Source organism: Shinella sp. R2-11 (genome assembly GCF_055330205.1).
The window spans coordinates 24,597-38,456 of the sequence record NZ_JBVAPC010000005.1 but is presented as its reverse complement, the minus strand read 5'-3'; the positions used below and the strand labels follow the sequence as shown (position 1 = coordinate 38,456).

Below are 13,860 nucleotides of genomic sequence, written 5' to 3'. Positions count from 1 at the left end.
AGGCGCAGCATGCGGGCGTTCAAGGAGGCCTGCATGTCGCCCGTGTCGAGACCCGTCTCGCTGCCCCATCCCATCCTTCCCGCCGCCGACTGGGCGGATCGCTTCACGCTCGGCCTTGCGGTCGAGGGGCTGACGGCGCGGGAGGCGGCGCGGCTGGCGCTGGAGCATCCGCCGGGCTGGGTGCGCAGGCTCATGGTGCTGCGCAATGCGCTGGTGGCGCCCTTCGGCCTCAAGGGCGCGGCGGAAAGGGTGGCGACGTCGGAGACGGAGATCGGCGGTTTCCCGGTGGTGAGCGCCAGCGACGGCCGGGTCGTCCTCGGCTTCGACGACCGGCATCTCGATTTCCGCATCGTCATCGACGTGCTGCAGGACCGGCCGAGCGGCCAGACCCTTTCCGTGATGACGCTGGTCCATCGCAACAACCTGATCGGCCGGCTCTATCTCGCCGTGGTCATGCCGTTCCACAAGCTGATCGTGCGCAGAATGCTGTCGGGCATCGGCGAGCGGGTCCTCACTTCACCGCGGTGACCGAAAAACCTTCCTTGCGCAGCAGTTCGACGACGCCTTCCGGGCCTGCCAGATGCAGCGCGCCGACGGCCATGAAGACATTGCCTTCCGCAAGGATCGGCGCGGCGCGCGTCGCCATGACATGGTTGCGGTCGACGATGATGCGCTGCTCGAAATCCGCATAGGCCTTCGCGTCCTCGGTCGTCTCGGGCGCGGCGGCGCGCATCATGGGCATGATCATGCCGGTGTCGCCGGCGAGATAGAGCTGGCTCATCGTCTCGATGACGTCCGTCAGCTTGTCGCCGAGCTCGACCGTCTGCACGAGGCCCTGGATCTGCGGCTCGACCGGCAGGGAATCGAGGGCGGAAATCTGCTCGATGAGCGTTTCGAGGCCCTTCAGCGTCTTGCCTTCGGCAAGCGCGTCCTTGGCGAGGCGCTGGTCGAGGAAGGCGGCGCCGGCCGTCTTGCGGGCGATCTCGCAGGCCGGCAGCGCGACGAAGCTGGCGATCATCCACGGCTTCATGCGGCTGACGGCGGCAAGCGACAGGCCGCGGCTCTTCAGGCCCTCCGCCAGCCTTTCCGCTTCGGCCTTGTCGATGAAGTCGGTGATGGACTTGCCGCCCGCGAACATGGTGAGGTCCGGGCGGGCCATGATCGTCGCGCCGGCCTTCTTCTCGTCGGCAATCTCGTCCGATTCGACGATGACCGTCGAAGCCGCGGCATAGGCGGTGCGGGCGGCTTCCGGCATCGCGAGCACGCGCGGATCCGTCACATGCATGGTGCCGAGCAGCCAGGAGGCGGGGCGGCCATCCTTCTCGATCTTCCAGAAGATGCCCTTGCCGTTGGGCAGCGCATCGGCCTCGGCGCGCAGCTTCGCATAGCCGGCGGGATCGTCCTTCTCGTACTGGACCAGCAGGTTCTCGCCGCCGCAGGCCGGCGGTTCCTGGGCATGCGCCGGGGAAAGGGTCGCCAGCACGAGGAGGAAGGACAGGGCGAGGAGGACGTTGATGGCGGCGAGCAGCCAGAGGCCCGCATCGGCGGCCCGGTCGGCGAGCGCCAGTCGGGTTTTGTGAAGAAGGACTGTCATGGTCGAACGCTCCGAATTTCGCCCGACCCTAGCCGTCGTCCTCCTCACAATCCCTTAACGAATCAGGCGCGGGGATGGGCGCGGTCGTAGATTTCGAGCAGGCGCGCCGAATCGACGCCGGTATAGACCTGCGTGGTGGAAAGGCTGGCATGGCCGAGCAGTTCCTGGATGGTGCGTAGATCCCCGCCGCCGGCAAGGAGATGCGTGGCGAAGGAATGGCGCAGCGCATGCGGCGTCGCGCTGTCCGGCAGGCCGAGCGCGCCACGCAGCTTCTGCATCTCGCGCTGGATGATGGCGGGCTGCAGGGGGCCTCCGCGCGCGCCGCGGAAGAGCGGCCCGTCTTCACCGAGCTGGTAGGGGCAGAGCTCGATATAGTCCTCGACGCCCGTGCGGGCCGGCGTAATCAGCGGCACGATGCGCGTCTTGCCGCCCTTGCCGGTGATGCGCAGCGATGCGGGGCTGCCGGCAAAATCGGCGGGCGTCAGCGACAGCGCCTCGGAGATGCGCAGGCCGCAGCCGTAGAGGAGGGCGAGGACGGCCGCATTGCGCACGCGGATCCAGGGCTCCTCGGCCAGTTGCTCATGGGCATCGACGACGGCGATGGCCTGCCGGTCCGACAGCGGCTTGGGCAGGGATTTCGGCTGCTTAGGCGAGCGCACCGCGGTGGCGCCCGCGGCATTGGCAAGGCCCTTGCGCTCGAGATGGCGCAGGAAGGAGCGCAGGCCTGCAAGGCCGCGGCCGAGCGTGCGCGCACCGGCGCCTTCGCGGCGGCGGGCGGCGAGGAAGCCGCGCAGGTCCGCCGGGCGCAGGGCCTCGATGTCCTTGAGGCGGGCAGGGGCGGCGATATGCTCGGTGAGAAAGGCGAGGAACTGGCGCGTGTCGCGCTCATAGGCTTCCAGCGTGTTGTCGGAAAGCCGGCGCTCACCGGCAAGCGCCGCAAGCCAGCCCTGCCGCTCGGCCATGAGCGCCGGATCGGCGATGATGAGAAGTTCGGTCATGTCCTGCCTCCGGCATTTGCAAGGCTATCGCATAGGGAATTCGAGGTTTCCGCCCTTTCCTTCTCCCCTCGGGGAGAAGGTGGCCCGAAGGGTCGGATGAGGGGATGGAGAGACGCCTTCCTTGCACGTGCGCCTTCTGACGTTCGGGACAGGATGGGCGATGCATGGCTAAGGAATTGCTAACGTTCCGCCCCGGGGCTGGGCAAGCACCGTCGCCTTCCTCTAGACATGGTGGCTCGTATAGAGAGAGCTTTCTTCCGCATCCGGGTAAGCGCATGCTGCTTCGTTCCATGTCCGCCGAAAACTACCGGTCGCTCCGCTCGATCCGCATGGATCTCGGGCGGGTGAACCTGTTCGTCGGCGAGAACGGAGCCGGCAAATCGAACCTCTACCGCTCGTTGCAACTGGTGCAGGCCGCGGTGCGCGGCACCTTCGCCCACGAGATCGCGGCGGAAGGCGGCATGGCCTCGGCGCTGTGGACCGGCAGGCGGCGGGCCAACGAGCCGGTGCGCATCCGGCTGGAGACGGAACTGCTCGACGAGGACCGGGCGATCACCTTCCGCTACCGCGTCGAGGCGGGGTTGCGCCCGCCGAAGGCCTCAGCAGGCTTCGCCTTCGAGCCGCAGGTGAAGGCCGAGGAGCTTTCCATCGAGACCGGCCGCCGGCCGGTGACGGTGATGAAGCGCGCCGGGCCGGGGATCATGGTCCGGGACGAGACCGGGCGCATGGTCGAGCATCCCGAGCAGGCGCTGACCTCGGAAACCGCGATCGCCCTTCTCGGCGATGCCGGGCACTATCCCGAGATCGGAACCTTCCGCCGTGCCGTCTCGCAATGGCGCTTCTTCCACGGCTTCCGCTCGGATCGCGGCTCGGCGCTACGCCAGCCCTGCCTTGCCGTCACCGCGCCGCTGCTCGACGAGGACGGCGCCAACATGGCGGCGGTCTTCGCGACGCTCGTATGGACGCGGGAGGATACGGTCGATCTCGACCGCGCCGTCGCGGAGGCCTTCGGCGGGGCGAAGCTTTCCGTGCCGGAGCCGGAGGAATTCGCGTCCTTCGGCCTCGTCTTCCCGCAGTTTCCTCAGCGCGTCTTCCAGCCGCGCGAGCTTTCCGACGGGCAGATCCGCTTCCTTTCGCTCGCCGCCGCGCTGCTTTCCTACCGCACGCCGCCGCTGATCGCGCTCAACGAGCCGGAGGCGAGCCTTCATCCCGACATGCTGCCGCCGCTCGCCGGAATGATCGCACGGGCAGCGGAGACGAGCCAGATCTGGATCGTCACCCATTCCGAACGGCTAGCGCAGGAGGTGGAGGCGCGCTGCGGGGCGCGGGCGAAGCGCGTCGTGCGCCATGACGGCGCCACCTGGATCGACGGCATGCGGCTCACCGGCGAAATGGACGAGGACGAATGAGCGGCGCGGCGATCTTTGCGGTTCTCTTTGCGCGCCGGCGGGGGCATGTTCGCGGGAAATGAGCAGCGATTCGACCAACCTTTTCGGGGAAAGGCTTTTTCCGCGCACCGTGCCCGTCCTGGTGCCGGTGCCGACGGCCGTCGCCTATTCCTATACGGTGCCGGAGGGCATGGCGGTGGAGCCGGGCTCCATCGTGCAGGTGCCGCTCGGCCCGCGCCTCGTCGCCGGCGTCGTCTGGGACGGCGGGGATGACGGCAGAGTCGATCCGAAGAAGCTGCGGCCCATCGAGAAGGTCTTCGACTGCCCGCCGCTCTCCAAGGAGATGCGCGATTTCCTCGACTGGGTCTCCGCCTATACGGTGACGCCGCCGGGCCTCGTCGCCCGCATGGCGCTGCGCGCGCCGGCGGCCTTCGATCCCGAACCGATGATCGAGGGGCTGCGCTTCACCGGCCACCGGCCGGAGCGGCTGACGAGCGCGCGCGAGCGCGTATTGGAAATGGTCGAGGACGGCATTCCCTGGACCCGATCGGGCCTTGCCCATGCCTCCGGCACGTCGACGAGCGTCATCGACGGGCTGGTGAAGCAGGGCAGCTTCGAGACCGTCTTCCTGCCGCCGCCGCCGGTGGTGGCCGCGCCCGATCCCGATTATGTCGCCCCGCGGCTCGAAGGGCCGCAGACGGAGAGCGCGGCCGATCTGGTCGAGAGCGTGCGCACGGGCGGCTTTTCCGTCTCGCTGATCGACGGCATCACCGGCTCGGGCAAGACGGAGGTCTATTTCGAGGCGATCGCCGAGACGCTGCGGCAGGGCCGGCAGGTGCTGATCCTGCTGCCGGAGATCGCGCTGACGGCGAGCTTCCTCGAACGCTTCCACGACCGTTTCGGCGCCAAGCCGGCGGAGTGGCATTCCGATCTCGCCCCGCGCATCCGCGAAAAGGTCTGGCGGCAGGTAACGACGGGCGACGTGCGGGTCGTGGCGGGCGCGCGCTCGGCGCTGTTCCTGCCCTTCGAGAATCTCGGCCTCGTCATCGTCGACGAGGAGCACGACCCGGCCTACAAGCAGGAAGACCGCGTCTTCTACAATGCCCGCGACATGGCGGTGGTGCGGGCGCGTATCGGCGATTTCCCGGCCGTGCTCGTCTCCGCGACGCCTTCGGTCGAAAGCCGGGTCAACAGCGAGGTCGGGCGCTACCGGAAACTGCACCTGCCGACGCGCTACGGCGATGCGGCGCTGCCGGACCTGCACCTCATCGACATGCGCCGCCATCCGCCGGCGCGCGGCGGCTTTCTTTCACCGATCCTCCTGCGCGGCATCGCCCGCACCATCGAGAAGCAGGAGCAGGCGCTGCTCTTCCTCAACCGGCGCGGCTATGCGCCGCTGACGCTCTGCCGGGTCTGCGGCCATCGCTTCCAGTGCCCGCAATGCTCGAGCTGGCTGGTCGAGCACCGGTTCCGCGGGCAGATCCAGTGCCACCATTGTGGCTATGCCGAGCGCACGCCAGAGGCCTGCCCGGAATGCGGCACCTTCGACCATCTGGCGGCCTGCGGGCCGGGCGTCGAGCGCATCGCGGAGGAGGTGGAGCGGCATTTTCCCGAAGCGCGGACCATCGTGCTTTCCTCCGACCTCATGGGCGTCAAGCGCCTCAGGCTGGAACTGGAGGCCATCGCGCGAGGCGAGGCGGATATCGTCATCGGCACGCAGCTCGTCGCCAAGGGGCACAATTTCCCGCTGATGTCGCTGGTCGGGGTGGTGGACGCCGATCTCGGCCTTTCCAATGGCGATCCGCGCGCGGCGGAGCGGACGTTCCAGCTTCTCTCGCAGGTGACGGGCCGCGCCGGGCGCTCGGGCCTCAAGAGCCACGGCCTCATCCAGACCTACCAGCCGGCCCATCCCGTCATGCAGGCCATCGTCTCGGGCGATGCGGAAGCCTTCTACGACCGCGAGATCGGCGAGCGGGAAAAGGCGCTGCTGCCGCCGTTCGGACGGCTCGCCTCGGTCATCGTCTCGGCCGACAGCCGCGGCGAGGCGGAAGCGCATGCGCGGGGGCTGCGGCAGGCCGCGCCCCATGTCGACGGCATCTCGATCCTCGGTCCGGCGGAGGCGCCGCTGGCGCTGGTGCGGGGCCGCCATCGCTTCCGCCTGCTCGTCCATGGCCGGCGGGGCAGCGACATGCAGACCTTCCTGCGCACGATGCTGGCGAACGGGCCCAGGGAGCGGGCCTCGCTCCAGGTCCAGCTCGATATCGACCCGCAGAGTTTCCTGTGAGGCGCAAGGTTAACAAAGAGTTGTGCGAATTGGCCCCGCGTGCTTCTGCGCGCCGGGCGCCTGTGCGATAGAAAAGCCGCGGCAATCGACGGGAGAGGCGCCAGATGGAATTCTACATCCCCACCGAGACGGGCGAGCTCCTGGCGTTCTGCGCGGCCATCGTCACGGGGCTTTTTGGCCTCTTCGTGCTCTTCGCGCCGGGTACGGCGCTGAAATTCGCCGGGCTCCAGCCGAAGGAGGGCAGCCGGGAGGCCTATGCCTTCGCCCGTTCGGCCGGCGGCTTTCATGCGGGGCTTGCGATCGTGGCGCTGATGATGGCGCAGAGCTGGATCTACATGGCCATCGGCGGCGGTTTCGCGCTGGCCGCCTTCGGCCGCATCCTTTCCCTGATGTCGGACCGGTCCTTCTCGCTGAAGAACCTTCTTTCGCTCCTCGTGCAGGCGGTGCTCGCCGCCCTGCCGCTCGGCTACGCCTTCGGCTTCATCTGACCGGAAAACCGGGCCGCGAGGCCCGCAGAGGCGTAAATAGACCACGCGCAGTCAACTTTTGCCCCGACTGTGGCCGACTTATGGCGCATTCCTGCGTCCGGCGTGTTGCGAGTCCGGGTTTCGTATGCTAGACGAACCGCGAAATTCAGAAAAAGCGGGCGCAAAAGCCTGTGGGAGCTGAAGATTACCGCAACGATTTCAGGGGGTTAGGACCGTAGCTTCGCTACTGCCCTGCTTCTTGAATGATAAGAAGAGAAGCTTGTGCCCGTGGCAGACACATCCCAGCTTGTTTCCGGTGTTGCAGAAAGATACGCGTCTTCGCTTTTCGACCTCGCTCAGGAAGCCGGTTCGGCTGACAGTGTCGGTGCCGATCTCGCCCGCTTCCAGGCGCTGATCGACGAAAGCGACGACCTGAAGCGGCTGATCGCCAGCCCCGTCTTCTCCGCCGAAGATCAGACCAAGGCCATCGCCGCCGTCGCCGCAAAGGCCGGCATCACGGGCCTCGTGGCGAACTTCCTCAAGGTGGTCGCGTCCAATCGCCGCCTCTTCGCCGTTCCCGGCATGATCAAGGCATACCGCGTCATCGCGGCCCGCGCCCGCGGCGAAATCACGGCCGACGTCACCTCGGCCCATGCGCTGACCGCAGCGCAGGAAAACGAATTGAAGGCGGCGCTGAAAGGCGTCACCGGCAAAGACGTGGCGGTTGCCGTCACCGTCGACCCGTCCATTCTCGGTGGTCTGATCGTCAAGGTCGGGTCCCGCCAGATCGACACCTCCCTTCGCACCAAACTCTCTACCCTTAAGCTTGCACTGAAAGAGGTCGGCTGATGGATATCCGCGCCGCGGAAATTTCCGCAATTCTCAAAGATCAGATCAAAAATTTCGGCAAAGAGGCGGAAGTCTCGGAAGTCGGTCAGGTGCTCTCCGTCGGTGACGGCATCGCCCGCGTTTACGGCCTCGACAATGTCCAGGCCGGTGAAATGGTGGAGTTCCCCGGTGGCATCCGCGGCATGGCGCTGAACCTGGAAAGCGACAATGTCGGCGTCGTTATCTTCGGTTCGGACCGTGACATCAAGGAAGGCGACACCGTCAAGCGGACCGGCGCCATCGTTGACGTTCCGGTTGGTCCGGAACTGCTCGGCCGCGTCGTCGACGCGCTCGGCAACCCGATCGACGGCAAGGGCCCGATCAACGCCAAGCAGCGCGCCCGCGTCGATGTCAAGGCTCCGGGCATCATCCCGCGCAAGTCGGTTCATGAGCCGATGTCGACCGGCCTCAAGGCCATCGACGCCCTCATCCCGGTCGGCCGCGGTCAGCGCGAACTGGTCATCGGCGACCGCCAGACCGGCAAGACCGCCATCATCCTGGACACGATCCTGAACCAGAAGGCGATCCACGACAACGGCCCGGACGGCGACAAGCTGTACTGCGTCTACGTCGCTATCGGCCAGAAGCGTTCGACCGTCGCCCAGTTCGTGAAGGTCCTCGAAGAGCGCGGCGCTCTCCAGTACTCGATCATCGTTGCCGCAACGGCCTCCGACCCGGCGCCGATGCAGTATCTCGCACCGTTCGCCGGCTGCGCGATGGGCGAATACTTCCGTGACAACGGCCAGCACGCCCTCATCGGCTATGACGACCTTTCCAAGCAGGCCGTCTCCTACCGCCAGATGTCGCTGCTGCTGCGCCGCCCGCCGGGCCGCGAAGCCTATCCGGGCGACGTCTTCTACCTGCATTCCCGCCTTCTCGAGCGCGCTGCAAAGCTCAACGACGAGATGGGCGCCGGTTCGCTGACGGCCCTGCCGGTCATCGAAACCCAGGGCAACGACGTTTCGGCCTTCATCCCGACCAACGTGATCTCGATCACCGACGGCCAGATCTTCCTTGAAACGGACCTGTTCTACCAGGGTATCCGCCCGGCCGTTAACGTCGGCCTGTCGGTTTCCCGCGTGGGCTCGTCCGCACAGATCAAGGCGATGAAGCAGGTCGCCGGCTCGATCAAGGGCGAGCTTGCCCAGTATCGCGAAATGGCAGCCTTCGCCCAGTTCGGCTCGGACCTCGACGCCGCGACGCAGCGCCTTCTCAACCGCGGTGCACGCCTGACCGAACTCCTCAAGCAGCCGCAGTTCTCGCCGCTGAAGACGGAAGAGCAGGTCGTCGTGATCTTCGCCGGTGTCAACGGCTACCTCGACAAGATCGCCGTTGCCCAGGTCGGCAAGTTTGAGCAGGGCCTGCTCGGCTACATGCGTTCCGAGGGCAAGGCTATCCTCGACACGATCCGCACCGACAAGGCCATCAGCGACGACACGAAGGGCAAGCTCAAGGCTGCTCTCGACGCCTTCGCCAAGACCTTCGGCTGAGCTGACGGTTCAAGCCCTGCGCGCCATGAGGCGCGCAGGCGCCCCGAACTTTGGATTTGACGCATGATCCTTCCGGATCGTGTTACAGGACGGAAAACGGATGCCTTCACTTAAGGATCTGAAAAACCGGATCGCCTCCGTCAAGGCGACGCAGAAGATCACCAAGGCGATGAAGATGGTCGCCGCGGCGAAGCTTCGGCGTGCCCAGGAAGCGGCCGAGGCCGCCCGGCCCTATTCGCAGCGCATGAGCGCCGTTCTCGCCAACATCGCCCAGGCCGTTGGCCAGGACGATTCGGCGCCGCGCCTGATGACCGGCACGGGCAAGGACCAGGTTCATCTGCTCGTCGTCTGCACGGCCGAACGCGGCCTGTGCGGCGGCTTCAACTCGCAGATCGCGCGTCTGGCGCGTGACCATACCCGCAAGCTTCTGGCGAGCGGCAAGACGGTCAAGATCATCTGCGTGGGCAAGAAGGGCTTCGATATCCTGCGCCGCGAATTCGCTTCGCTGATCATCGACCGCGTCGACCTTCGCGAAGTCAAGCGCATCGGCTTCTCCAATGCCGACGAGATCGGCCGCAAGGTCATCGGTCTCTTCGAGCAGGGCGAATTCGACGTCTGCACGCTGTTCTATTCCGAGTTCAAGTCGGTCATCGCGCAGATCCCGACCGCGCTCCAGCTCATCCCGGCCTCCGCTCCCGCGGTCGCTGCCGAGACGACCGGCGCAACGGCGATCTACGACTACGAGCCGGACGCCAGCGCGATCCTCGGCGACCTCATCCCGCGCAACATTTCGGTTCAGATCTTCCGGGCCCTGCTCGAGAACGTCGCCGGCGAAATGGGCGCCAAGATGAGCGCCATGGACAACGCGACCCGCAATGCCGGTGAGATGATCAACAAGCTGACGCTCAACTACAACCGTCAGCGCCAGGCTCAGATCACCAAGGAACTCATCGAAATCATCTCGGGCGCCGAAGCGCTCTAAGGACCAGGACAAAGAGGGTAAGAGATATGGCTAAGGCAGCTACCCCGAAGGACACCGCAGCGGCGAAGAAGCCGGCTGCGAGCAAGACGGTAACGGCGGCGGCTCCGGCCGCAGCGGCAACCAAGGCTTCGGCCGCTGCCGCCAAGGCAAAGGCACCGGCCGCGAAGACCGCTGCGACCAAGGCGGCGGCTCCGGTTGCAGCCGTCGCGACCGGTCGCGTTACCCAGGTTATCGGCGCCGTCGTCGACGTCGCCTTCGACGGCGACCTGCCGCTCATCCTGAACGCGCTGGAAACCGACAACAATGGCAACCGCCTCGTTCTCGAAGTCGCCCAGCACCTCGGCGAGAACACCGTCCGCACGATCGCCATGGACTCGACCGAAGGTCTCGTCCGCGGCCAGCCGGTCACCGACACGGGCGCCCCGATCTCCGTTCCGGTCGGCGACGAGACCCTCGGCCGCATCATGAACGTCATCGGCGAGCCGGTCGACGAAGCCGGCCCGCTCGTCACCAAGGCCAAGCGCGCCATCCACCAGGACGCCCCGGCCTATGTCGAGCAGTCCACCGAAGCGCAGATCCTCGTCACCGGCATCAAGGTCGTCGACCTTCTCGCGCCCTATGCGAAGGGCGGCAAGATCGGCCTCTTCGGCGGCGCAGGCGTCGGCAAGACCGTTCTCATCATGGAACTGATCAACAACGTCGCCAAGGCGCACGGTGGTTACTCGGTGTTCGCAGGCGTGGGTGAGCGTACCCGCGAAGGCAACGACCTTTACCACGAAATGATCGAATCGGGCGTGAACAAGCTCGGCGGCGGCGAAGGCTCCAAGGCCGCCCTCGTCTACGGCCAGATGAACGAACCGCCGGGCGCCCGCGCTCGCGTCGCCCTGACGGGCCTGACCATCGCAGAAGACTTCCGCGACAAGGGCCAGGACGTTCTGTTCTTCGTCGACAACATCTTCCGCTTCACGCAGGCCGGTTCCGAAGTGTCGGCTCTGCTCGGCCGTATCCCGTCGGCCGTGGGCTACCAGCCGACGCTCGCCACCGACATGGGCCAGATGCAGGAACGCATCACCACCACGACCAAGGGCTCGATCACCTCGGTCCAGGCCATCTACGTTCCCGCCGACGACTTGACCGACCCCGCGCCGGCAACCTCGTTCGCCCACCTCGACGCCACGACCGTTCTGTCGCGTTCGATCGCCGAAAAGGGCATCTACCCGGCCGTCGACCCGCTCGACTCGACCTCGCGCATGCTCGACCCGATGGTTGTCGGCGAAGAGCACTACGAAGTCGCCCGCAAGGTCCAGACGACCCTGCAGCGCTACAAGGCTCTCCAGGACATCATCGCCATCCTCGGCATGGACGAACTGTCGGAAGACGACAAGCTGGCCGTTGCCCGCGCCCGCAAGATCGAGCGCTTCCTATCCCAGCCGTTCTTCGTGGCAGAAGTCTTCACCGGTTCGCCGGGCAAGCTCGTCGCCCTCGAAGACACGATCAAGGGCTTCAAGGGCCTCGTCAACGGCGAGTACGACCACCTTCCGGAAGCCGCCTTCTACATGGTCGGCTCCATGGAAGAAGCCGTCGAGAAGGCCAAGAAGCTGGCTGCTGAAGCCGCTTGACGATTGTCGGGCGCCCAGCCGGGCGCCCTTCTCTCCGGCCGTATGAAATCAGAAGAAGTGAATGGTCATGGCTGACAGTTTCAACTTTGAACTCGTTTCCCCCGAGCGCCTGCTGGTTTCCGGCAGCGTCAGCGAAGTCGTCATCCCGGCGACCGAGGGCGAGATGACCGTCATGGCCAACCATGCGCCGACCATGACGACGATCAAGCCGGGCATCGTCACCGTGAAGACGGCCGACGGCAAGAAGGACCGCTACGTGGTCTTCGGCGGCTTCGCCGACATCGTCCCGACTGGCTGCACGCTGCTCGCCGAATCGGCCGTCCATGTCGACGAATTCAACAGCGACGACATCACGCGTCGTATCGAGAGTGCCCGCAAGGAACTCGACCACGTGAAGACGGACGACCAGAAGTTCGGCATCGAGACCTATCTCGCCGAGCTGACGACGCTCCAGGGCATCGTCATGCCGGTCTGATACCGGCCGCATGGAAAACATCGAACCCGCTCCGGCGGGTTTTTTGTTGCCTTGCGTCAGGCGGAAGGACTCCTTTACCTTTCCGCGAGAATGGCCCGCCCTCGGCCCGACAACCCCAGCGCGATTTCCTGTTTCTTTACGGGACGGGGGGAGATTGGCCGGGATGCGGTCGCCATGACGGCGGCTGGATATCAGGATGGAATGGATGAGCAGCAAGATCGTACCCGTCATCATGGCCGGCGGAAAAGGCACCCGCCTCTGGCCCCTGTCGCGCGCTTCGGCGCCCAAGCAGTTCCTCGAATTCCTTGGGGAAACGACGCTGTTCCAGAAGTCGCTGGCGCGGGTTTCCGACAAGGCGCTCTACGAGCCGCCCGTCATCGTCACGAACAGCGATTTCCGCTTCCTCGTCGCCGAGCAGGCGCGGGCGGTCGACATGGCGCTGACCTCCATCTTGCTCGAGCCCGTGGCGCGCAACACCGCGCCGGCGCTCGCCGCCGCCGCGACGCTGATCGCCCGCCTCCATGGCAGCGACGCGATCATGCAGGTGCTCGCCTCCGACCACGAGATCGACGCGGACGCGACCTATTTCGACTGCATCGCCAAGGCGGCGGCCGCTGCCCGCACCGGGCGCCTCGTGACCTTCGGCATCACGCCCAAGGAGCCGGCGACCGGCTACGGCTATATCGAGATCGGCGAGGAGATCGGCAACGGCGCCCATGCGGTGCGCCGCTTCGTCGAGAAGCCGGACCACGACACCGCCGTCGCCATGCTGGCGACGGGTGGCTATCTGTGGAATTCCGGCATGTTCATGCTGCCGGTCGGCCATTTCCTGCGCGAGCTGCAGCAATATGCGCCCGAGGTGCTGAATGCGGCGAGCGAGGCGGTCGCCAAGGCGCAGCACGACCTCGATTTCGAGCGGCTGGACGCCGAGGCCTTCGCCCGCGCGCCGGACATTTCCGTCGACTACGCCATCTTCGAGAAGACGCCCATTGCCGCCGTCGTGCCTTCGCCGATCTCCTGGTCGGATCTCGGCAGCTGGGATTCCGTGTGGAAGACCGGTCTGCGGGACGAGGCGGGCAATGTCGCCGACGGCAGCACGACGATCCTCGACACGCGCAATTCGCTGGTGATCTCCCGCGACATCCATGTCGCCGTACAGGGGCTGGAAAATGTCGCGGTCGTCGCCAGCGAGGACGCCGTCTATGTCGGGCGGCTGGAGGACAGCCAGAATGTCGGCAAGCTGGTGAAGCATCTCGCGGCGCTGCCGAAGACGGCGAAGCTGACGGAGACGCATCCGACCTCCTATCGCCCCTGGGGCGGCTATACATCGGTGCTGAACGGCGAGCGCTTCCAGGTCAAGCGCCTCTTCGTGACGCCCGGCAAGCGGCTGTCGCTGCAGAAGCACCATCATCGCTCGGAGCACTGGATCGTCGTGCGCGGCACCGCCGAGGTGACGATCGGCGACAGGACGATTCCGCTGCGCGAGAATGAATCCGTCTATATCCCGCAGGGCGAGATGCACCGGCTCGCCAATCCGGGCAAGATCCTCCTGGAGCTCATCGAGGTCCAGACCGGCTCCTATCTCGGCGAGGACGACATCATTCGCATCGAGGACGAGTTCGGCCGAGGCTGAGCCTGCTAGAGCATTTCCGCTTTTCTCCGAATCGCGAAAACG

At 66.2% G+C, this 13,860-nt stretch carries 12 protein-coding genes; 10 read left to right on the top strand and 2 right to left on the bottom strand.

Annotated elements, in window-relative coordinates:
- Positions 1-33 precede the first annotated feature (33 nt).
- Positions 34-528, top strand: a complete 495-nt coding sequence (locus tag ACZ1A1_RS14390) for a DUF2867 domain-containing protein (protein ID WP_424549522.1) — start codon at positions 34-36, stop codon at positions 526-528.
- Here ACZ1A1_RS14390 and ACZ1A1_RS14385 read toward each other — a convergent pair.
- Both ACZ1A1_RS14385 and ACZ1A1_RS14380 read right to left on the bottom strand, forming a co-directional pair.
- Positions 512-1,594 carry a TraB/GumN family protein gene (locus tag ACZ1A1_RS14385; RefSeq protein ID WP_463620446.1) on the bottom strand — a complete coding sequence of 361 codons (1,083 nt, stop codon included), beginning with the start codon at positions 1,592-1,594 and terminating at the stop codon, positions 512-514. The genes ACZ1A1_RS14390 and ACZ1A1_RS14385 overlap by 17 nt on opposite strands.
- A 62-nt stretch (positions 1,595-1,656) precedes the next feature.
- Positions 1,657-2,592, bottom strand: coding sequence for a tyrosine recombinase XerC (locus ACZ1A1_RS14380; RefSeq protein WP_463620445.1), 936 nt, complete (start codon positions 2,590-2,592; stop codon positions 1,657-1,659).
- A 275-nt stretch (positions 2,593-2,867) separates the two neighbouring features.
- Between ACZ1A1_RS14380 and ACZ1A1_RS14375 the strand changes: the two genes are divergently transcribed.
- The 9 genes from ACZ1A1_RS14375 to ACZ1A1_RS14335 all read left to right on the top strand — a co-directional run bounded on the left by ACZ1A1_RS14375 (position 2,868) and on the right by ACZ1A1_RS14335 (position 13,818).
- Positions 2,868-4,001: an AAA family ATPase gene (locus tag ACZ1A1_RS14375; protein WP_463620444.1), complete on the top strand. Its 1,134-nt coding sequence runs from the start codon at positions 2,868-2,870 to the stop codon at positions 3,999-4,001.
- A 58-nt stretch (positions 4,002-4,059) separates the two neighbouring features.
- Positions 4,060-6,264, top strand: a complete 2,205-nt coding sequence (locus tag ACZ1A1_RS14370; RefSeq protein WP_463620443.1) for a primosomal protein N' — start codon at positions 4,060-4,062, stop codon at positions 6,262-6,264.
- A gap of 104 nt (positions 6,265-6,368) precedes the next feature.
- Complete coding sequence (locus ACZ1A1_RS14365) at positions 6,369-6,752, top strand: AGROH133_08824 family phage infection protein (RefSeq protein ID WP_463620442.1); 384 nt, start codon at positions 6,369-6,371, stop codon at positions 6,750-6,752.
- Between the two features lie 261 nt (positions 6,753-7,013).
- The gene (locus ACZ1A1_RS14360) at positions 7,014-7,580 is read left to right on the top strand and encodes a F0F1 ATP synthase subunit delta (RefSeq protein WP_119258977.1); all 567 of its coding nucleotides are present in this window, start codon (positions 7,014-7,016) and stop codon (positions 7,578-7,580) included.
- Positions 7,580-9,109, top strand: coding sequence for a F0F1 ATP synthase subunit alpha (atpA, locus tag ACZ1A1_RS14355; protein ID WP_463620441.1), 1,530 nt, complete (start codon positions 7,580-7,582; stop codon positions 9,107-9,109). Before ACZ1A1_RS14360 ends, atpA begins: the two co-directional genes overlap by 1 nt.
- A 100-nt stretch (positions 9,110-9,209) precedes the next feature.
- On the top strand, positions 9,210-10,091 hold the full coding sequence (locus ACZ1A1_RS14350; protein ID WP_203316700.1) for a F0F1 ATP synthase subunit gamma: 882 nt from the start codon (positions 9,210-9,212) through the stop codon (positions 10,089-10,091).
- A 26-nt stretch (positions 10,092-10,117) separates the two neighbouring features.
- The gene (atpD, locus tag ACZ1A1_RS14345; RefSeq protein WP_203316699.1) at positions 10,118-11,710 is read left to right on the top strand and encodes a F0F1 ATP synthase subunit beta; all 1,593 of its coding nucleotides are present in this window, start codon (positions 10,118-10,120) and stop codon (positions 11,708-11,710) included.
- Between the two features lie 67 nt (positions 11,711-11,777).
- Entirely contained in the window at positions 11,778-12,185 is a 408-nt protein-coding gene (locus ACZ1A1_RS14340) for a F0F1 ATP synthase subunit epsilon (protein WP_313194710.1), read from the top strand.
- A 205-nt stretch (positions 12,186-12,390) separates the two neighbouring features.
- Positions 12,391-13,818 carry a mannose-1-phosphate guanylyltransferase/mannose-6-phosphate isomerase gene (locus ACZ1A1_RS14335; RefSeq protein WP_463620440.1) on the top strand — a complete coding sequence of 476 codons (1,428 nt, stop codon included), beginning with the start codon at positions 12,391-12,393 and terminating at the stop codon, positions 13,816-13,818.
- The last annotated feature ends 42 nt before the right edge of the window (positions 13,819-13,860 follow it).